Genomic DNA, 19661 nt, shown 5'->3' with positions numbered 1-19661 from the left:
AGCATCCGTTTAGTCTTCAGGAGCCTTCTTGCGCCAGCGGATGCCGGCCGAAATGAATCCGTCCAGGTCACCGTCGAAGACGTTGCTCGGGTTGTTCACCTCATACTCGGTGCGCAGGTCCTTGACCATTTGATAGGGCGCGAGCACGTAGCTGCGCATCTGGTCACCCCAGCTTGCCGTGATGTTGCCGGCCAGTTCTTTCTTGGTGGCCGCTTCTTTCTCGCGCTCGAGCACCAACAGTCGCGACTGCAAGACGCGCATGGCGGCCGCACGGTTCTGAATCTGGCTTTTCTCGTTCTGGCAGCTCACCACCGTGCCAGTGGGCAGGTGGGTGATGCGCACGGCGGAGTCGGTGGTGTTGACGGACTGGCCGCCGGGGCCACTGGAACGGAAGACGTCGACGCGGATGTCGCCGTCGGGCACGTCGATCGACTCGGTCTGTTCGATCAGCGGCACGACCTCGACCGCGGCGAAGGAGGTCTGGCGTTTGCCGGCCGAGTTGAACGGGCTCATGCGCACCAGGCGGTGGGTGCCGGCCTCGACGCTGAGCGTGCCAAAGGCGTAGGCGGCGTCGACCTCGAAGGTGGCACTCTTGATGCCGGCCTCTTCGGCGTAGCTGATGTCGAGCACGGTGGTGCGAAAGTCGTGCTGTTCGGCGTAGCGCAGGTACATGCGCAGCAGCATCTCGGCGAAGTCGGCGGCGTCCACTCCTCCAGCACCGGCGCGAATGGTGATGACGGCGTTACGTTCATCGAATTCGCCGTTGAGCAGGGTCTGCACCTCGAGCTCACCGAGCAGTTTCTGCAGGCTGGCGAGTTCGACGGTGGCTTCATCGGCCAGTTCCTGGTCGCCCTGGCCGTCGTTGGCCATCTCCACGAGAGTCTCGAGATCATCGAGTCGCGTCGTGATGCTCTCGATGCGCGCCAGCTGCGCCTGCCGGTGGCTGAGGTCGCTCGTCACCTTCTGCGCGTGCTCGGTGTCGTCCCATAAATCGGGCATTCCGGCCTCACCGCTGAGGTCGTCGATGTCCGCGCGCAGTCGATCAATGTCGATCACCGAACGGATGTCGCCAAACGTGGTCCGCAGCGCGGCGATTTGTACTGAGAAATCCAAGTCAATCATGTTCCGCTCAGCCTACCGGGCTGGCGTAGCATCGGTTCTGATGAGTAAAGCGCAACGGGCCCTCAACCTGCGATCCATCGCCCTGACGGCGTTCCTACCCACCCTGCTGTTCTCGGTGGGTGAGGGCGCGATCATTCCGCTCATTCCGCTGGTCGCCAGTGACCTGGGCGCCACGCTCGCCATCGCCGGGGTGATCGCCGCCATGGTCATGCTCGGCGAGCTGGTCGGCGACATTCCCAGCGGCTGGGTCGTCTCCCGCATCGGCGAGCGCAACTCGATGATCTGGGCTTCCGTCATCACGATCGGCGCGGTGATCATCTGCCTCACAGCACCCAACCCGCTCGTACTCGGCCTGGGAATCTTTTTGATCGGCATCGCGACGGCCGTGTTCGCCCTGGCCCGGCACGCTTTCATGACCAGTTATGTGCCCCTCGTCTACCGGGCCCGTGCGCTGTCGACGCTCGGCGGCGTGTTTCGGGCCGGCTGGTTCGTGGGGCCGTTCCTGTCTGCCACGCTGATCCACCTCACCGGCAGCACCCAGGCCGCGTTCTGGGTCTTCATCGTCTGCTGCGTGCTCGCCGTCGCGATGCTGGTGATTCTGCCGGACCCCACCCGTAACCTCGACGCGTCGGAACGCGCGGTGCCGGAGCAGGCAGTTCCGGAACGCGCTGTACCGGACCGCGCTGTGCCGGAACGCGCTGCACCGGAACAGGCTGTACCGGAAGGGCCAGCCTCGGCGACACCGGCCGACGTCACACCGCCCGGGGCCGCCGAAACGGATGCCGCAGCACTCGCCGCACGGGGCCTCTTTCAGACCATCCGAACCCACCGGGGCGTGCTCGTGCGGCTCGGCACCGGCGCCGCCCTCGTGGGCGCTATGCGCGCCAGCCGAACCGTCATGCTGCCCCTCTGGGCGGTCAGCATCGGCATCAGTGCGCCCGACACGGCGCTCATCATCGGTATCGCCGGCGGCATTGACTTCGTCTTGTTCTACGCCAGCGGCCAGATCATGGATCGCTTCGGTCGCATCTGGAGCGCGGTACCCTCGATGATAGGCCTCGGCGTCGGCCATGTCGCGCTCGCGTTCACGCACGATCTGCCGAGCAACGTCGGCTGGTTCATCGGCATCGCGCTGTTTCTCTCCCTGGCCAACGGCATCGGCAGCGGCCTGCTCATGACGCTCGGTGCTGACCTCGCGCCGCAGCGGTATCCGGCGCCGTTTCTCGGAGCCTGGCGATTCACCGCCGACTTTGGCAGCGCCGCCGCGCCACTCGCCCTGGCCGGCATCACCGCGCTCGCTTCGCTGTCGATCGCGAGCGGCATCGTCGGGGTCTTCGGTCTGTTCGGCGCCGTACTGCTCAGCCGCTACATTCCCCGCTTCGCTCCCCACCGCCCCCGCAGCCTGCTCTAGTCATCCCGGGTACGCTCCCGTCTCTCCCCTCTCTCCCGTCTCTCCCGTCTCTCCCGTCTCTCCCGTCTCTCCCGTCTTCCCCCTCTTCCCCGTCTTCCCCTTTTCCCCGTCTTTCCCGTCTTTCCCGTCTTCCCCCTCTTCCCCCTCTTCCCCCTCCCCCGCGCATAACTCCTGCAATTTCTTCGCGGCCGAAAATTTTGCCGCGAGTTTGCGGGCATCCGCTTCTGGCGGGTCTCAAATTGCAGGAGTTATGCGCCGATTCTCCTTGGAATGTCTGGGAAGCTCGGGCGTTGGCCCACGCATGCCACTCATCGGAGAATACGAGCCAAGCACCGCCCAGTGGGTGCGCGATCAGGTCGACCTGTATGAGAAGTCCGGCGGTACCGAGGGCACAACCCTGCGCGGCATGCCCGTCATCGTGCTGACCCGTGCACATCGACGGCTCAAAGCTCGATTTCGTGAACCTGAGTAACGCCACCCTGACCGACGTGCTCCTCAGTAACTGCATCATCGAGGAACTCGACCTCGGCAGCGCCACCGTGCAGCGACTCGAGCTGCAGAACTGCCGCATCGGCACCCTCGAGATCGGTGGCGCGCAGCTCAAAGATGTCGACCTGCACTCGAGTGATTCCTCGGCCGTGCACGGCCTTGAGGGACTGCGCGGAGCGACGATCGACGATGCTCAACTGAGCCTGCTGGCACCGCTGTTGGCCGCGTACCTCGGCCTGCGCGTCGAGTAGCGCCGTTCGATGAGTGGATGCCACGGTCTGGCCCCGCAGATTTATCAGCCCTAGGGAATGGCGGTCGCGGTCAGCTCCAGGTCGTACATTGGCCGATCGCGCTGGGTCGCAATTGCCGCGCCGGCCGCCACGCAGACGACGACGATGGCGATCTGCTGCAGCAGTGTGAAGGTCTCGCCCAGCACGAGCGCGCCAAAACCTGCAGCGATCACCGGCCCGAAGCTTGTGATGATCGCGTACAGGCGCGGGCTGATCCGCCGCAAAATGTAGGTGTCGAGCGTATACGGAAAGGCCGAGGAGACCACGCCCACGAGCAGGAGCAGTCCGACGACGCCCCAGGTGAAGGCCGACAGATCGAGGGTGAACAGTGCGATCGGTACCACGATCACCAGGCTGACCATGCTCGCAACTGAGATGCCTTCCAGTCCCGCGAATTCGGTCGCCACCCGGCGGGTGAGCAGGATGTAGAAGAACCACGAGGCCGCTGCGGTGAGCGCCAGCGCAATTCCAAGCAGGTCGAGAGTGCCATCCGACCAGGTCAGCAGGAAGACTCCCCCGGCTGCGGCCGCAGCGCACACGAAGTCCAAGATGCGCCGGCTCGTGATCAAAGCCAAGGCGAAGGGGCCCAAGAATTCAATCGTCGCTGCGATGCCGAGTCCGAGAATACTCACGGCCTGGTAGAAGGTGAGGTTCATGACGGCGAGCACGACGCCGAGGGCCAGCGCCGGCCAGATTCGGGCCCAGGTCAGGTTTTTCAACTTGGGCCGGGCGAGCGGCAGGACCACGACGACCATGACGATCTGGCGGGCCGCGACCACGATGGGCGAACCGACGACGGGAATGAGGAGTCCGGCCAGTGCTGAGCCAAAGTTGATACTGACCTCGGTGGCGAGCTGAGCTCCTGCACCGCTCAGTTTGTCCCGCCTGGTACGCACGCTGCTCCTGTCGGCGCCTTCAGGGCACCTACCGACAGTACCGCTCGCGGCATCCGCTCTGAAAATGAGGGCGCGAGCCGCCGGCTATACCTGCAACGGAATGAACTGGTATTCGCTGGTGAGGTGCTCGTGTCGGCACGACCCGCAATAAAGCACGCCGGATACGCGCATGGCGTCGACCCGCGACGCACACTGGATCACCTTGGGGCCACAGCACGGTGAAATCACCATGTAGCCCCCTGATTCGGCCGGTTCGTGACCACTGAGTCCGCGATCGTGGTGCACGCCCTCGCAGGGGAGGAGTGCATCGAAGTCGAGCTCGTCCACGACGTGTTCGTCCAGTAATGCATCCATGATTTCACAGCCGATCTCGGTGTTGCACAGCCGCCGGGTTGGGCCACGTCAACCGGCGGCGACCAACCCGGTTGAACGACGACTCAAGATCGCCGGCACTACCAACCGGGGACCGGGGCTGGCACGGTGTCGACTGCGGTACACACCCTGAAGCCCCCAACAAGATAGGAGGCTGCCACGTCGACAACGTATCTGTGCAGCGTACGCTTCTATCCTGAAATTACCAGTGCCACTTTGTGCGCCCCCGTTAATGAAACACCGCCCGGGACACCACCGTCACCATGAGTGGCACCCCGTCTGGCACCACGAGGGTCAGCACGGGTGGACGCCACCAGGAGCGCAGCGTCACCGACGCGCTCTGCCCATCAGCGGATGCCGCGCTCATCACGGTGAGCGCCTCGAATGAGTCGTGCGGAACGAGGCGCAGATACTCACCGACTGCAGCCGACACGTCGTCCGACCTTAGCTGCGGCCGCGGCCCGACCACACCCACCTGCACCGTGTCGAGGGTGAACGCCTCAGACCCGGCCAGCGCTGCACCGTCAGCGAGGCTGAGCAGCCGCTTGTGTTCGAGGTAAAGCGACGTCGCCGACAGGGCCACGAGCACGAGGCTCAGGGCCAGAAAGCCATAGAAAATAGTGAGCAACAAGGTCGAACCATCTTCGTTCGACGCGGGCGACCGGTGCCTGGTCATCCGAGGCCGCCAAATCGGGACACCATCTGCGTCGACGCCGCGGTCATCGGCACACTCGCGCTCTGGTTCAGTGCGAGCATGTCGGGCACCAACGGCAGCGCAATGCCGATTCGCACGGTGACCGTCACGAGCCCTTGGCTGGTCAAACAGCGGCTTGTTCCGCCAGCGCACTCGATCTGCACTTCGGCGTCGCCCGGGTCGAGCCCGTGATCCTCGAGCGCGAAGGCAACGGCTCGGCGGGCCCGTTCGGTCGCGGTGACCTCGTCGGGGGCCCGCACATAGACCCGGGCCGCCTGCCGGGCTGCTCCCTCGACGGCGAGCGCACCCCCCTGCAAGGCGGACAGCGCGAGCACCAGATAGACCAGGGGCACCAGCAGGATCATGCCCGCCGTGATGAATTCGAGCGAAGCCGAACCCGCCTCCGACCCCCTACCGCAACGATTCGACCGCAGCATGAGCAACCACTTCCAATCCGTGCGGGACACCGAGCAGTCCCATGAGGGGCAGCGGTGCGACCACCCGAACTTCGACAGTGGGATATCCGGCACTCACTTTGTACTGCACCACGACATCGGTGGCATAGGTCGCTCCAATAGCTGTCGTGATCAGATCGCGGGTGCGTTGGGCGCCCGCAGGCAAACTGCTGTCGGCGAGCGCGGCGTAGCGGGCGCCTTCAGCCGCGGCGTCGAGCACTGTGTTGCGAATGTGCAGCGCGAGGGCCAGCTGCATGACCATGAGCGTCAGAAAGGTCAGCAATGACACCACCATGACGAATTCGGCCACGGCGGAACCCGCCTCGTCTCGCAACGTGGTGCGGCGCAGCGAGGCGAGGCGTCGTATCCGCTCACCGAATTTGGGCATGTCGACCGGTCAGAAACTGCTCACGCGATCCATGGCCTGCTGGAACACACCGCTAAGGGCGGGCCCGGCCAGCCCCCAAATGATCAAAACGAGGCCGGCCGTCATCAGGGTGATCAGCACCCAGCCGGGCACGTCTCCTGTTTCATCGCGGAGCAGGCTGTTGAAGCGGCGCATGATTCGGGTCATGGCATTCTCTTTTCTCATGGGGTGGATGGTGCAGTGGAGCGTCAGAACCCGGTCTGCAGCACGACGAGTCCGGGAAAAACAGCGAACAGAACGGTCATCGGAAGAATCAGAAAAACCAGCGGCACGAGCATCGCAACTTCTTTCTTGCCTGCCAGCTCGAGCAGCGTGCGCTTGGTCTGGTCGCGGGAATCCTGCGCCTGCGCCCGCAACACCTCGGCCAGCGGTGACCCACGGTCTAGCGCGCCGGTGACCTGGTCGACAAACCGGGTCACCTCCGGCAGCTGGATGCTGCGCGAGAGCGACTGTAATGCCGAACCGATGGGGATCCCGGTATGAACGTCGGCGACCACGCCCGCGAATTCGCGAGACAGCTCCCCAGTGCTCGTGAGCGACACCCGTCGAATCGAATCCAGAATGCCTTCGCCAGCCGAGAGCGACAGGGTGAGAAATTCAAGAATGGTCGGCAGTTCGCTGCGCATACGAGCCAGTCGTGCGGTGGCGGCCCGGTGGAGCAGCCAGTCCCGCAACACGACTCCGCCGATTGCTGCCACGAACGGCAGCGAAAGACGGGCGGCCAATAGCAGCTCGGGCAGCACAACGATGGTGATCACGGTTGCGACGGCGAACGCCAGCAAGGCCCAGACGAGTTGCACGGAACGAAACTCCTCGACCGTCTTCACCGACCCGGATTGGTGCAGTCGGCGCGCAACGGTCTCGCTGCCGCCGAGAAGACTCGACAACCCCCGTGACAGCGCGCCGAACAGCGGTGCGAACAGGCTTCCCAGCACGGGAATCGGGTTCACTGTTCGCCGGGCGACGATGCGGCGCGCTTCCGGAGAAATATCAAGAATGTAGGGCACCACGCGGTCGATCAGGCGGGGCCTGGTCAGCCGCGGCGTCAAGCTCACGAGCGACCACAACCCCACACCGAGGCCCGTTCCGCACAACACGGCCCAGCCGAGCGCGGCGCTCATCGGCACCCGCTGACTACGAGAACCATCGGCGTTCCTCCGGAAGTCGACCGAGAGCGATCATCACTCGATACGCGATGACCGATAGGGCGAGGCCGCTCGCGATCACGACGATTCCGGCCGGCGAGTTGTAGGCAACGGCCGCTTCAGGGCGGGAGGCGAGCAGAATAAGAATGATCCACGGTGCCGCAACGCCCAGTCGGGCGGCGTTCACGACCCACGACTGGCGGGCTTCCACCTCGAGCCGCACCGCAGCATCCTGTCGCAGCCACGCGGAGAGGCTGCGCAGTACGACCGTGAGGTCGCTGCCACCGACTTCGCGAGCCATCCGCAGCGTCTCGAGAATGCGGTCGGCAACCGGGTCGGCGAGGGAACGTTTGAGCTCGTCAACGCAGTAGCTGAAATTGCCGGTGGCGCGATATTCACGCTCGAATTGGACGAAGGCGATGCGGGTCGCAACCGGACCGGCCTGGGCGAGGCTGCTCACGCTGTCTGGCAACGCCAGCCCGGAACGGAGTGCCGACACCAGATGGTCGACGACGTCAGGCCACACCGTGCGATTGGCCCGGCGCCTGGCCGCCGCCCGCCACGACACGATCGACCAGGGCAGCAGCAGCCCGGCCAGACCGGCGACAGCACTGAGCGCGAGCACCGCGAAGATTCCGTGCACCAGGGCAGCGGATGCCACACCCACGATCACCGACAGCGTCAGGAATAGCGGCCGTGGCGATCGATCTCGCAGTGCACCACGATGTCGATGCAGCCCGCAACGGTGGGCAGCACGAACGAGGAGTCGATGTTACGGCCGGCCAGCAGCGGCAGGGTTGAGAGTTTCGCCAGCGCGTCCCTGGCGCTGTTGGCGTGAATCGAGCACATTCCGGGCAGCCCGCTGTTCAGGGCGATGAGCAGGTCGAGACTTTCCGCCTCGCGTACCTCGCCCACCACGAGCCGGTCGGGCCGCATCCGCAGCGACTCCTTGATCAGCCGGCGCAGGGTGATCTCCCCGGTTCCCTCCAGACTCGGTTGCCGGCACTGCATCGCGACGACATCACGGGCCGACAGGTCGAGTTCAAAGGTCTCCTCCACGGTCACGATGCGTTCGCCCGGCCGGGTCGAGGAGAGCAGGGCGTTGAGCATTGTGGTTTTGCCGGTCTGGGTGGCGCCGGAGACCAGAATATTCTGCCCGCCCAGCACGCAGATCCGAAGAAAATCGGCTGCCTGTTGGGTGAGCGCGCCGAGGCCGACCAACTGGTTGAGATCGCGGATGCGCCGGGTGAACTTGCGAATGTTCACCGCCCAGTGCTTGCGCGTAATGTCTGGAATCACCACGTGCAGCCGTGAACCGTCGGGCAGCGAGGCATCGACGAACGGCGACGAGAGGTCGACGCGGCGACCGGAGGCCTGCAGCATCCGCTCGACCAGGTCACGCACGTCTTGCTCGCCGAGCAACAGTGAGGTCAGTTCGGGTACGCCGTCTCGGGCTACGAACACTCGGGCCGGGCCGTTGATCCAGATTTCCTCGATCTCCGGATCGTCGAGAAACGGCTGCAGCACACCGAACCCGGTGAGCGCGGCCACGACCTCGCGAGTGGCTTGGTGCTCATCGGCGATCATCGGTGCGAGCCCGCCGAGCGCCCGCTCGCTGTAGCGGCGCAGTTCATCGCGCACGTACTGCTCCACCAACGCGTTGTTGGCCGCGAGGTCAACGCCCTCGCGGCGCACTCGCTGGCGCACCTGGTCTGTGATGATACGAACGGCTTCGGTCATCCCCGCATGATGGCCTCTTTTGCACTTCTTCGTGCAGATTCTCCACAGGGCTTGTTTTTTTCTCCTCTGAACAGCAAAAAAATGATCGACCCCGCTTTAGCGGGCCGACCAGCCGCCGTCCATCGTGTAGCTCGCCCCGGTGACCATGGCAGCGTCATCGGAGGCGAGCCAGGCCACGAGCGAGCCGACCTCGGCCGGTTCCACCAGCCGCTTGATCGCGCTCTCGGTGAGCATGATCGTGCTGAGCACCTCGGACGCCGGAATGCCGTGCACGAGTGCCTGATCGGTGATCTGTTTCTCGACCAGCGGCGTGCGCACATAGCCGGGAGCAACGCAGTTGCTCGTGACTCCGTGCGCTCCGCCCTCGAGCGCGGTCACCTTGGACAGGCCTTCGAGCCCGTGTTTAGCCGACACATAGGCGCTCTTGTACGGCGAAGCGCGAATACCGTGCACCGACGACACATTGATGATGCGCCCGAAGTTCGCCGCATACATCTGCGGTAGCACAGCTCGTATCAGCAGGAACGGCGCCTCCAGCATGAGGGTGAGGATGTTATGGAAGTCGGCCGGCTTGAAGTCCTGGATCGGGTTGATGCGTTGAATGCCAGCATTGTTGACCAGGATGTCGACCCCCGCGAGCGCGGACGCGAGCGCAGCATCGGTGAGGGCTGCGGTATCCATGAGGTTGACGATCCAGATTGACCCGCCGACCTCCTCGGCCAGGGCGGTGGCACCGGCGGTGTCGATGTCGGCGACGACGACGTGCGCGCCGCGGGCAGCGAGCGCCCGAACGACGGCGGCGCCGATGCCGCTCGCACCACCCGTGACGAGAGCGCGACGCCCGGCGAGGGGCTGCGCACTGGTGCGAACGGGAAGGGCGCTGACGCGGTCGGCATCGGCGTCGATGTCAGCGTCGGTGAGATCAGTCATGATGTTCCTTTGGTTGCGCGATCACTGCACGATCACGGCATGGGCAGTTCTTCGGGAGGCGAGGCACCACCGGTGCGTCGCCTCCCTGACCCAGTTACTTCCTGACCCAGTTACTTCCTGACCCAGTTGTTTGCTAACCCAATTGCTCGGGCCGGGTCAGTTGCCGGTGGTGACCGGCTCGAGCCCGTGTTTGCGGGCGTCGACAGCGTCGACCTCGCGCAACGACGCTCCCGCGGTTTCCTTGAGCGTGACCACGGCGACCACCGTGATGGCGCAGGCGATCATGATGTAGATCGCGACCGGAACCCAGCTGTTGTATTGCTGCAAAAGCGCGGAGGCAATGATCGGCGCCATCGAGCCGGCCAGAATCGAGGTGACCTGGTAACCGAGGGACACCCCGGAGTAGCGCATCCGGGTCGGGAACATTTCGCTCATGATGGCGGGCTGGCCCGCATACATGAGGGCGTGGAAGCAGAGCCCGACAGTGACGGCCAGAATGATCAGCACCGGGTTGAGGGTGTCGAACAGGGGGAAAGCGAAGAACGCCCAGGAAGCACCGAGCACGGCGCCGGCCAGATAGACGGGCTTGCGGCCCACTCGGTCGGAGAGACGACCAACCTGGGGAATGACGATGAAGTGTACGACGTGCGCGATGAGCAGGGCGATCAGCAACTGGCCGGTGTCGTATTCGTGCACGGTCTTCAGGTAGACGATCGTGAAGCTCACGATGATGTAGTACAAGATGTTTTCGGCGAACCGCAGGCCCATGGCTCCGAGGATTCCCTTGGGGTACTTGCGTACGACCTCGAGCACACCGTAGTTCACGGCCTTCTCGGCTTCGACCTGCGCGCGGGCCTCGAGAAAGATCGGAGCTTCACTGACGTGGGTGCGAATGTAGTAGCCGATCACGACGATGATCGCGGAGAGCCAGAAGGCCACACGCCAGCCCCAGCTGAGGAACTGCTCGGGCGAAAGGAGCCACGTCATGGTGAGCAACACCACAGTGGCGAGCAGGTTGCCCATCGGTACGGCGGCCTGCGGCCAGCTCGACCAGAAGCCACGGGACTGGTTCGGGCTGTGCTCGGCGACGAGCAGAACGGCGCCGCCCCATTCGCCACCGACAGCGAACCCCTGAATGAAGCGGAGGGCCACGAGCAGGGCGGGTGCCCAGTAGCCGATGGTGTCGAAGCCGGGCAGACAACCCATGAGGAAGGTGGCGGCACCCACCATGATGATCGTCACCTGCAGGGTGTGCTTGCGCCCGAGTTTGTCGCCGATCTGGCCGAACACGATGCCACCGAGCGGCCGGGCGATGAATCCCACGGCATAGGTGAGGAAGGCGGCGATGATGCCGTCGAGTTCGCTGCCGGCGTTCGGAAAGAAGACCGTACCAAAGACCAGGCTCGCGGCGGTGGCGTATAAAAAGAACTCGTACCACTCCACGACCGTTCCGACCATAGAGGCGGCGACGATCTTCTTGAGGCCGGATTTTTCGGTTTCGCTGCCAGCTGGGCGAGCGGCCCGACCGGAACCGGCAGCCCCCACGCGTTGATTGACACTCATTGTCTGTCTCCTTTGTGTCGTCGATGACACGTACTTGGCCGCAGCGGCGTGCGGTAAGGAATCGGTCGCCTTCACAAAAGTACGACGTGTTTGAGTATTCACGCACAACGGGCGGGTGACAAGAACCAAAAAGACAGAGCCGATGTGCATAATCGCAGATCATGGCTCGGCGGGGTGCCCGTCCCGAATTTGCTCAGGCGCTGCACGGCCAGTTCATATGCGTTTCCTAAGAATTCACTCACTGTTTACTCATCCGTACCTCACGCGCAGGCCGGACTCTGATCTCACGACCACGAGGGTCGACACCCGGGAGGAACGCCATGGTCACCAGGATTGTTTTGTACTCGCACGATTCGATCGGACTGGGACACGTACGGCGGAACCTCGCCATCGCGCACGCACTGTCGTTGTACCTTCCGTCCATCATCCACGAACCGGTGAGCGGACTTCTAGTCACCGGACAGAGTGCCGCAACGTCCTTCCCCACTCCCGCCGGTTGGGACTGGTTGGTGCTGCCCGGCATCACCACCGGTGTCGACGGCTACCGCCCGCGTCATCTCACACTGGGAATCGACACGATGACGTCGATTCGCGCAGGCATTCTGCGCGTCGCCCTGCGCGAGTTCGCCCCTGACCTGTTGATCGTTGATCGGCACGCACTCGGCGCTCGCCGAGAACTCGAAAGTGCCCTGGTGAGCCTGCGCGCAACCCGGCCCGAGTGCGCCATCGTGCTTGGTCTTCGTGAGGTGCTCGACCGTCCCTCTGTGGCCCTCGCCGAGTGGCGGGCTATCGGCGGCGCCACCGCCATCCGGCGGTTGTTCGACGCGCTCTGGGTGTACGGCGACCCGCGCGTGCACAATGCATTCGAGACTGGGGAAATCCCGTCCTCGCTACTCAACCTCGCGGTGCATACCGGCTACCTCGCCAACGGACGGCCGATCGGGCACGCAACGAGCGACAGCGAACCCTTCATACTCACCACCGTTGGCGGCGGTTCCGACGGTCATCGTCTCGCCTCGGCTGCGGCCCGTGCGATCGCGCCACCCGGGTACCGACATTTGGTCGTGACGGGCCCTCAGATGCCCGACGCCCATCATGCCGAGATCATGTCCGTGGCACGCGAGGGCACGAGCATCCTGCGCTCGGTTCCAGATGCCCTCGCCTTGCTCCGCCGGGCAGCTGCCGTCGTGTGCATGGGCGGGTACAACTCGATCAGCGAAGCGATGACGACCGCTGCGCCCACCCTGGTCGTACCGCGCGAGGCCCGACGGCAGGAGCAGTCGATTCGCGCCGCAGCACTGGCCCGCCGCGGACTCGTCGAGACCGTGACGGCAGACACCGCGACTCCGGCCTTCCTATCGGCCTGGTTCGCAGCGAACGTCGGCCGGGTCGTTCCGCGCAGCACAGTGAACCTCGACGGCCTGGAGACAGTCGCCGTACTCGCGGCGGCACTACTCAATTCCAAACAGCGGGTTCGCGAACCCGCGGAGGTGCAACATGCTGTCTGACCATTCCGGATCCCCTCGAATCGGCTACGTGCTCAAAATGTATCCCCGGCTCTCGGAGACGTTCGTCGTGTCCGAAATCCTCGCCCGCGAAGCCGCCGGTGAAAATCTGGTCATCTTCTCCCTGCGGCCGCCGGTCGATTCTCGCTTTCATGCGGAACTGGCCCGCGTGGCCGCGCCGGTCGTCTACATCGACCGGCCGTGGAAAACCTCGCTGCTCTGGGCGGAATTCCAGTCCACGGCCAAGACCGGCGTCGGATCGGCAATGTCCGCCTGTCTCGACGAGCTGCTGCTGGCCGATGTCGACGACGCGGTGCAGGCGGTCATCCTGGCCCGCGCCGTCAGGGAATACGGCATCACCCATCTGCACGCCCACTTCGCCTCGGTCGCCACAACGGTGGCCCGCCTGGCGTCGCTGCTCACGGGGGTGCCGTACTCATTCACGGCTCACGCCAAAGACCTCTTCCACGAGTCAGTGGACCCGGCGGACCTGGCTGTGAAACTGGCCGGGGCCCATCATGCCGTAACGGTGAGCGAGTACAACTTCGATTATCTGCGTCGCCGGTTCCCGGCCGAGACCTTGAGACTGCACCGGGTCTACAACGGACTGGAACTCGCCCGTTTTCCATTCACCGAGCACCGACCACCCAGTGGGCCCCTCGCGGTGGTCGCTGTTGGTCGCCTGGTCGAGAAAAAGGGCTTCAGCCTGCTGGTCGATGCGGCGCACGCACTGCACCATAGCGGTGTCGCGCTGACCGTGGACATCGTGGGCGGGGGCGAACTGACCGGGGCTTTGAGCGAACAGATCCATCGTCTCGGACTGTTCGGTACCGTGCGGCTGCTCGGCCCGGTGTCGCAGACCGAGGTGGCCCTGCGGCTGGCCGCCGCTGACCTGTTCGTAGCGCCCTGCATCGTCGGTAGCGATGGCAACGCCGATGGGCTCCCCACCTCCATCCTCGAGGCGATGGCCCTCGGCGTTCCCTGCATTTCAACGGACGTGACGGGAATCCCCGAGATCGTCCGCGCGGGAGAGACCGGAATCCTGTGCCGCTCCGGCAGCCTTGACGACCTGGTGGCTGCCATGCGCGGAGCCGCTGATCCCGCCGCGAACCTCGGTCGGCTCGCCCGAAACGCCCGCCGGGTGGTCGAGGAATCGTTCGATTCTGCCCGTCAGGCCCGAGTACTGGGCGAGTTGTGTGCCCACACCGACTCCGATGCGAGCCACCCGACGAATCAACCGGCGTCACTCGAACCGATGGCGGTGGCCTGATGCGCGTCGCCTATCTGTGTGTCGACCCCGGTGTTCCCGTCTTCGGCACGAAGGGCTCCTCGGTGCACGTGCAGGAAGTGGTGCGCGCCTTCCGGGAACGCGATATGCCCGTGACCGTGTACTGCACCCGGCGTGGCAGCGACGTACCGGCTGACCTGCACGACCTTCCCGTCGTCGAGCGTACGGTAGCGGCCACCGAGTCACCAGCCGAACGGGAACGCGCCATCGCCAGCGCCGCGCAGAGCCTTGCCGACGCCGCGATCGAAGACGGATGCGACCTCGTCTACGAGCGCTACTCCTTGTTCAGCACAGCCTCGGCCGTCATCGCCCGCGCCACGGGGTCTCCCGTGATCCTCGAGGTCAACGCCCCGCTCATCGATGAACAGCGCACGCATCGTACCCTCGTCGACGAGGCCGGCGCCCGTGCCGACACCACGCGGGTGGTGACGGCCGCAACCGTGGTCGTGTGCGTCTCCGAGCCTGTCGCCGCCTGGGTCCGACCCTTCGCGACGTCACCTCGTCGTATCACGGTCGTTGCGAATGGCGTGAACACCCGGCGTATCGTGCCCCCAGCGCACTCGTCGGTGACGACCGGGTTCACCGTCGGCTTCATCGGCACCTTGAAACCGTGGCACGGCGTCGATGTACTGATCCGCGCCACCGCCCGGGCTGAATCTGCCGCACGCGCGAATTCCGGTCGGCTCGCCGCCGAACCGCCCTGGCGCCTGCGCATCGTGGGCGATGGGCCAGAACGGGCGGCGCTGCGCCAGTTGGCTTCGAATTACCCACTCGACGTGGAGTTCACCGGGGCCGTGGCGCCGGAACGGGTGCCCGAGCTGCTGGCCGGCTTCGACGTGGCCGCCGCACCGTATCCGGCCGGCCAGGATCAGTACTTCTCCCCCCTCAAACTCTACGAGTACCTCTCCGCGGGACTCCCCGTGGTCGCTTCGGCGGTGGGCCAGATTCCCACCGTCATCGTCGACGACTGCACCGGGCTGCTCGTACCGCCCGGCGATGAGGTAGCCCTCGCGGATGCACTCGGCCGGGTGAACGAAGATCGTGCCCTGCGAGTGCGACTAGGCCGCGCCGCACGCGCACTCGCCGTCGAGCGGCATGACTGGCGGACTGTAGTGGGCCGGATCCTCGACCAGCTCAGCGCGGCCGACCAGGCGCAGCTGAAGGCCGGGGCCGCCGACTCGTTCGCGCCGCAACCCGCGCTGCTGATCGGCGGCCGACGATGACGCGCTCACGCGAGCCCAGTGCCCTGCGCCAAAGCCTGCACATCGTCCGCCCCCATATCGGACGGCACTGGAAACTGGTCACCGGCGGCCTCATCGCGCTGCTGCTCGAGGTCGCGCTGTGCGTTCTCGAACCGTGGCCGGTGAAATTCGTGATCGATTCGGTCACGGCCAGTCTCGGCGCCACCCTTCCGCCCGGCTCAAATACGCCGCAGGCGACCATTGGGCTGCTGCTCGCCTGCGGAGCACTTCTGGTCGCACTGACGGCAGGGCGCGCCGCGTGCAGCTATCTGAGCACGGTGGCGTTCGCCCTCGTCGGGTCTCGTGTTGCGACCGACCTGCGGACGCGGGTGTTCACCCACGTTCAGGTACTCTCCCTGCGCTACCACGCCGCCGCCAGGTCCGGTGATACGGTACAACGCCTGGTCGGAGACATCGGCCGGTTGCAGGAAGTCGCCGTCACGGCCGGGCTTCCGCTTTTCGGCAACGTGCTGACATTCTTCGTCCTCGCGATCGTCATGCTTGTGTTGGATCCGCTCCTCGCCCTCGTCGTTGTGGGCGCGGCCGTAGCGTACCTGTTGTCGTCGCGACGCAGTTCACGTGCCATCACCTCCGCTTCCCGCACCACCAGGAAGGGCGAAGGATCACTCGCTAATACCGCGGCCGAAACGCTCGATGCTATCCGGGTGGTGCAGGCATACGGTCTAGAGCACACCGTCTCCGGAGCCTTCCGCAGCGGCAATGAGACCGCGCTGCGCGAGGGGATCAAAAGTCGCCGTCTGGCTGCCGGGCTCGAACGCCGAACCGACATCATCGTCGGAGTCGCGACCGCGCTCGTGCTCGCCGGAGGCGGATGGCGCGTCATCGACGGGCAGATGACTCTCGGCGAACTGGTCATGTTCATGATGTATCTCAAGATCGCCATGAAACCGCTGCGCGACCTGGCCAAGTACACCGGGCGCATCGCGCGGGCCACCGCCTCGGGCGAACGCATCGCCGAACTCCTCGACGAACCCATCGAGGTATTCGATTCGCCGACCGCTCGGCCACTCGACCGCAGCATAGGGCGGTTGACGTTCCATGATGTGCACGCCCCGGACGGCTACGGCCGGCCGTTGTTCGCCGGGCTGTCGCTCGAGATTCCGGCCGGGCAGAACGTGTGCCTGCTCGGTCCGTCCGGCTCGGGCAAATCCACCCTGGTCGGTCTGATCCTGCGCATGGTCGACCCGTCTTCCGGCAGCGTGCGCATTGACGGCACCGACGTACGGGACGTGACGCTGCGCAGCCTACGCGGGCAGGTGTCGATCCTGCTGCAGGACTCCGTGCTGTTCGCCACGACCGTGCGGGAGAACATCCGCTACGGTCGCCTGGATGCGACCGACGCCGACGTCGAGGATGCGGCCCGGATTGCGAATGCCGAAGAATTCATTACCGCCCTGCCGAGCGGCTTTGAGACGATACTCGGCGGTCGGGGCAACACCTTGTCAGGCGGCCAACGCCAACGCATCGCCATCGCTCGTGCAGTCCTGCGCGATGCCCCCATCGTCATCCTCGACGAGGCAACGACCGGTCTCGACCCCAGCGGTCGCAGCGTCGTCGAAGCCTCGATGGAAACCCTTACTCGGGGTCGAACGGTTATTACGATCACCCACGCTTCCCACGCCGTGCATCGCGCGGACCGGGTGCTGTGGCTTGAAGACGGTCGGATCGTTGAAGATGGGTCCCCGGCAGAACTTCTCAAGTCACCCGGCAGTCGGCTGTCAAACTGGCTGGCCGAGCAGGAGACGACCGTTCGGATCCGGTCATGACGATCGCGGCCGGCACCAGCCCGCCGCCGAACGGCCGCGTCACGGCGAGGTCTCACGCCGCTGAGCAGGATCTGATCTCTCGGGATCCCCGCGTGGCGGCGCTCCGTCTGGTTTTCAACGACGACGAGGAGCTGTCCGCTGCACTCAACCGCCCAGCACACGTCACCCGCATCCGCTACAAGCCGGCATCAAGCGTGGTGATCACCTACTCCAGCGACCGTTTCGCCGAACCGCACGACCGGTGGGGTGACCACGGCTGGCTCGCCAGCTATGTCGACGACAGCAAGGTGAGTAAGAGTCTGCTGAACGCGCGACGCGGCAACGCCACTGCCGCGCGAGTGGAGGGCATCCGGGGAACCGTGCACGGCACGGCATCAGCTGACCGCAGGCTCACCGGCACTCTCGCCCGGCTCGACCAGGCATGCCCTCAACTGACCGAAACATCGACCCTGCTCCGACACAACCCGCACCGGCGGTTGCTCCTGCGCACGTTAGGGGCGACCGATCTCGTCGTCAAAGTCACGCCGCGCACCCACCGCGCAAGTGTCGACCAACAATTCCGTCAGGTCGAATTTCTCGATCACCTGACTTCCGAGGGGATCCCGGTCGTTCGGTTATGGCACCCCGGAGGCCTGCGTGATGTCGTCGCCGGTCAGTGGTGGGGTACCGGTGACCTCGCCGCCGTCCAAAGCACGGATGCGGCGGGCGCGGCCGGGCAGGCGCTGGCAGCGCTGCATTCCCTCCGCCTGGCACGCGGCCAGTTTGCGATCGGTGCCCGCAACGCCGACCCGACGTTGGCCGAATCCGAATCCGCGCGTGCGGCGGGAGCCATTGCGGTCGTCCTGCCCGAATTCGCCCAACGCGCGCACCGACTGGCCCAGGCCATCAACGATCGCCGTGCCGCATCGGACCGGCCCAGCGATCCAGTTCTCACCCACGGCGACTTCTCGCCCGATCAGGTGCTCGTCAGACCCGGCGAGATCCGCCTGATCGATTTCGATCGGGTCGGCTGGTCGGATCCGGAACGCGACCTCGGTTCGTTCGCCGCGGCCGCCATCATCCTCAGGAGCCCGGACCTCGCCGTGGCCCTGTTTGACGGCTATGTCGGGGCGGGCGGCGAACTGCGCCCGGATGCGATCAACGACTGGCTGGCTCACTCGCTGCTCAGCCGCGCCATCGATCCGTTCCGGTACCGGGCCCCAGACTGGGTCGGTGACGTCGAACGCATTCTCACCGCCGCCGAACAGGTGCTGGAATCATGATGCTTTCGCTGCCCCCCAGCGCCGACGACGACGGAACCACCTGGCAGATTGAACGGGCCTGGCCTGATCGTCGTAGCGGAGCGACCTTCGAGGCGCGGGCCGGACACGACGGTCAGGTACGCGGTGGCCGTTGGACACCGTCAAGCGGCGCCGTCCTCGGCCGCTTCGGGCACGACGACCAGCTCCCCGACCTCGCCGCTACCGCCCGATCGGGTTGGATTGTGGTGCACCGTCCCGGCCGTCGCGCCGTCGTGCGTTCTGCAGATGGCTCGAATTACGCGAAGGTCTTTCGGCCGGGTCGCGCGGTCGCCGCAGTGGCGGCAATGCAAAACGTCGAGGGGCTGGCATCCGCTTTCCTACGGCCGCGCATCGTGGCGGTGACGAGAGATGTCGTCACCTGCACCACTGTTCCCGGGCGCTCACTGCATGATCTCGGAGCGGATCCGGCCGCTGGCCTCGAGTGGATTCGCGCCTGGTTTGCCTGGCGCAGCGCGTGGGTCGATTCGATCGGCTCCGCGCCGGCAGATCCGTCACTTCCCGTGCACGATGCGTTCGCCGAAGCGGCCATCGTACGGTCGTGGGCGGCGAAACTGACCAGTTTCAACCCGTCAGCCGCGTCGTCTCGCCTCGTGCAGGTCGCAGATCGAGTTGCCGCCGGGCTGGTCGCTGGAACAGCCGACGCAGTGCGCCCAGCCCATCGAGACCTGCACGACAAGCAGATTCTGTGGGATTCCTCGCACGGTAGCGGTCTGATCGACTTCGACACCGCGGCGAATGCGGAGCCCGCTCTCGACCTCGGCAATTTGCGCGCGCACCTGGCGCTTCGCGAGCGCCAGGGGCTTCTCAGCTCCGCACGTCGCACGCACGCCGCGGACTTGATCGATTCGGTCGCCGACGAGCTTCACGTCGCCCCCGAACGCGTGAACGCCTACGAAGCTGCGGCTTGGTTTCGTCTGGGCTGCCTCTACGCCTTCCGACCCCGATGGGCCGCCCTCGCCGCGGTGCTGCGCGCCGAGATCTGCCGGTAGCCGAGAGCCTATGCAT

General features: G+C 65.4%; 21 protein-coding genes. 9 read left to right on the top strand and 12 right to left on the bottom strand.

The window, feature by feature from the left end; genetic code table 11:
* Positions 1-9 precede the first annotated feature (9 nt).
* Positions 10-1122 carry a peptide chain release factor 2 gene (gene prfB, locus CXY83_RS12195; RefSeq protein ID WP_104197601.1) on the bottom strand — a complete coding sequence of 371 codons (1113 nt, stop codon included), beginning with the start codon at positions 1120-1122 and terminating at the stop codon, positions 10-12.
* Positions 1123-1162: 40 nt separating this feature from the next.
* Here prfB and CXY83_RS12190 point away from each other — a divergent pair, with 40 nt between their 5' ends.
* The 3 genes from CXY83_RS12190 to CXY83_RS12175 all read left to right on the top strand — a co-directional run bounded on the left by CXY83_RS12190 (position 1163) and on the right by CXY83_RS12175 (position 3273).
* Entirely contained in the window at positions 1163-2533 is a 1371-nt protein-coding gene (locus CXY83_RS12190) for an MFS transporter (RefSeq protein WP_104197770.1), read from the top strand.
* A gap of 301 nt (positions 2534-2834) precedes the next feature.
* Positions 2835-3005 (top strand): nitroreductase/quinone reductase family protein, encoded by a 171-nt coding sequence (locus CXY83_RS12180; RefSeq protein ID WP_199184956.1) that lies wholly within the window; start codon positions 2835-2837, stop codon positions 3003-3005.
* A complete protein-coding gene (locus CXY83_RS12175; protein WP_104197599.1) occupies positions 2992-3273 on the top strand; it encodes a hypothetical protein in 282 nt (93 codons plus the stop codon). The genes CXY83_RS12180 and CXY83_RS12175 overlap by 14 nt, the downstream gene beginning before the upstream one ends.
* Before the next feature lie 50 nt (positions 3274-3323).
* On the opposite strand, the gene CXY83_RS12170 is transcribed toward CXY83_RS12175, so the two are convergent.
* The 11 genes from CXY83_RS12170 to CXY83_RS12125 all read right to left on the bottom strand — a co-directional run bounded on the left by CXY83_RS12170 (position 3324) and on the right by CXY83_RS12125 (position 11534).
* Entirely contained in the window at positions 3324-4208 is an 885-nt protein-coding gene (locus CXY83_RS12170; RefSeq protein WP_104197598.1) for a DMT family transporter, read from the bottom strand.
* An 84-nt stretch (positions 4209-4292) separates the two neighbouring features.
* Complete coding sequence (locus CXY83_RS12165; RefSeq protein WP_104197597.1) at positions 4293-4562, bottom strand: hypothetical protein; 270 nt, start codon at positions 4560-4562, stop codon at positions 4293-4295.
* Positions 4563-4809: 247 nt separating this feature from the next.
* Complete coding sequence (locus CXY83_RS12160) at positions 4810-5211, bottom strand: pilus assembly protein TadG-related protein (protein ID WP_233200874.1); 402 nt, start codon at positions 5209-5211, stop codon at positions 4810-4812.
* Between the two features lie 41 nt (positions 5212-5252).
* Entirely contained in the window at positions 5253-5639 is a 387-nt protein-coding gene (locus tag CXY83_RS12155; RefSeq protein WP_233200872.1) for a hypothetical protein, read from the bottom strand.
* A gap of 46 nt (positions 5640-5685) precedes the next feature.
* Positions 5686-6117, bottom strand: coding sequence for a TadE/TadG family type IV pilus assembly protein (locus CXY83_RS12150; RefSeq protein WP_166786112.1), 432 nt, complete (start codon positions 6115-6117; stop codon positions 5686-5688).
* 9 nt (positions 6118-6126) lie between these two features.
* Positions 6127-6303, bottom strand: coding sequence for a hypothetical protein (locus CXY83_RS17880; RefSeq protein ID WP_199184955.1), 177 nt, complete (start codon positions 6301-6303; stop codon positions 6127-6129).
* 41 nt (positions 6304-6344) lie between these two features.
* Positions 6345-7277, bottom strand: a complete 933-nt coding sequence (locus CXY83_RS12145; RefSeq protein WP_104197594.1) for a type II secretion system F family protein — start codon at positions 7275-7277, stop codon at positions 6345-6347.
* A gap of 13 nt (positions 7278-7290) precedes the next feature.
* Positions 7291-7974, bottom strand: coding sequence for a type II secretion system F family protein (locus tag CXY83_RS12140; protein WP_233200869.1), 684 nt, complete (start codon positions 7972-7974; stop codon positions 7291-7293).
* 8 nt (positions 7975-7982) lie between these two features.
* A complete protein-coding gene (locus tag CXY83_RS12135) occupies positions 7983-9041 on the bottom strand; it encodes a CpaF family protein (RefSeq protein ID WP_104197592.1) in 1059 nt (352 codons plus the stop codon).
* A gap of 96 nt (positions 9042-9137) precedes the next feature.
* Positions 9138-9971, bottom strand: coding sequence for a 3-hydroxybutyrate dehydrogenase (locus CXY83_RS12130; protein WP_104197591.1), 834 nt, complete (start codon positions 9969-9971; stop codon positions 9138-9140).
* A gap of 156 nt (positions 9972-10127) precedes the next feature.
* Positions 10128-11534: an MFS transporter gene (locus CXY83_RS12125; RefSeq protein ID WP_104197590.1), complete on the bottom strand. Its 1407-nt coding sequence runs from the start codon at positions 11532-11534 to the stop codon at positions 10128-10130.
* A 320-nt stretch (positions 11535-11854) separates the two neighbouring features.
* Here CXY83_RS12125 and CXY83_RS12120 point away from each other — a divergent pair, with 320 nt between their 5' ends.
* From CXY83_RS12120 to CXY83_RS12095, 6 genes are read left to right on the top strand one after another with little or no spacing between them, the layout of a single operon-like run.
* A complete protein-coding gene (locus CXY83_RS12120; RefSeq protein ID WP_104197589.1) occupies positions 11855-13042 on the top strand; it encodes a glycosyltransferase family protein in 1188 nt (395 codons plus the stop codon).
* Positions 13032-14309 carry a glycosyltransferase family 4 protein gene (locus CXY83_RS12115; protein ID WP_104197588.1) on the top strand — a complete coding sequence of 426 codons (1278 nt, stop codon included), beginning with the start codon at positions 13032-13034 and terminating at the stop codon, positions 14307-14309. Before CXY83_RS12120 ends, CXY83_RS12115 begins: the two co-directional genes overlap by 11 nt.
* Positions 14309-15550: a glycosyltransferase family 4 protein gene (locus CXY83_RS12110; protein ID WP_104197587.1), complete on the top strand. Its 1242-nt coding sequence runs from the start codon at positions 14309-14311 to the stop codon at positions 15548-15550. Before CXY83_RS12115 ends, CXY83_RS12110 begins: the two co-directional genes overlap by 1 nt.
* Positions 15547-17355, top strand: coding sequence for an ABC transporter ATP-binding protein (locus CXY83_RS12105; RefSeq protein WP_104197586.1), 1809 nt, complete (start codon positions 15547-15549; stop codon positions 17353-17355). Before CXY83_RS12110 ends, CXY83_RS12105 begins: the two co-directional genes overlap by 4 nt.
* On the top strand, positions 17352-18617 hold the full coding sequence (locus CXY83_RS12100) for an aminoglycoside phosphotransferase family protein (protein ID WP_104197585.1): 1266 nt from the start codon (positions 17352-17354) through the stop codon (positions 18615-18617). Before CXY83_RS12105 ends, CXY83_RS12100 begins: the two co-directional genes overlap by 4 nt.
* Positions 18614-19645, top strand: a complete 1032-nt coding sequence (locus tag CXY83_RS12095) for a phosphotransferase (RefSeq protein WP_104197584.1) — start codon at positions 18614-18616, stop codon at positions 19643-19645. The genes CXY83_RS12100 and CXY83_RS12095 overlap by 4 nt, the downstream gene beginning before the upstream one ends.
* Positions 19646-19661: the final 16 nt, after the last annotated feature.

Source organism: Cryobacterium sp. M15 (assembly GCF_002929675.1).
Taxonomy (GTDB): Bacteria; Actinomycetota; Actinomycetes; order Actinomycetales; family Microbacteriaceae; genus Cryobacterium; species Cryobacterium lyxosi.
Note: the sequence above shows the minus strand (reverse complement) of the source record. Positions and strands in the feature narration are given on the sequence as shown.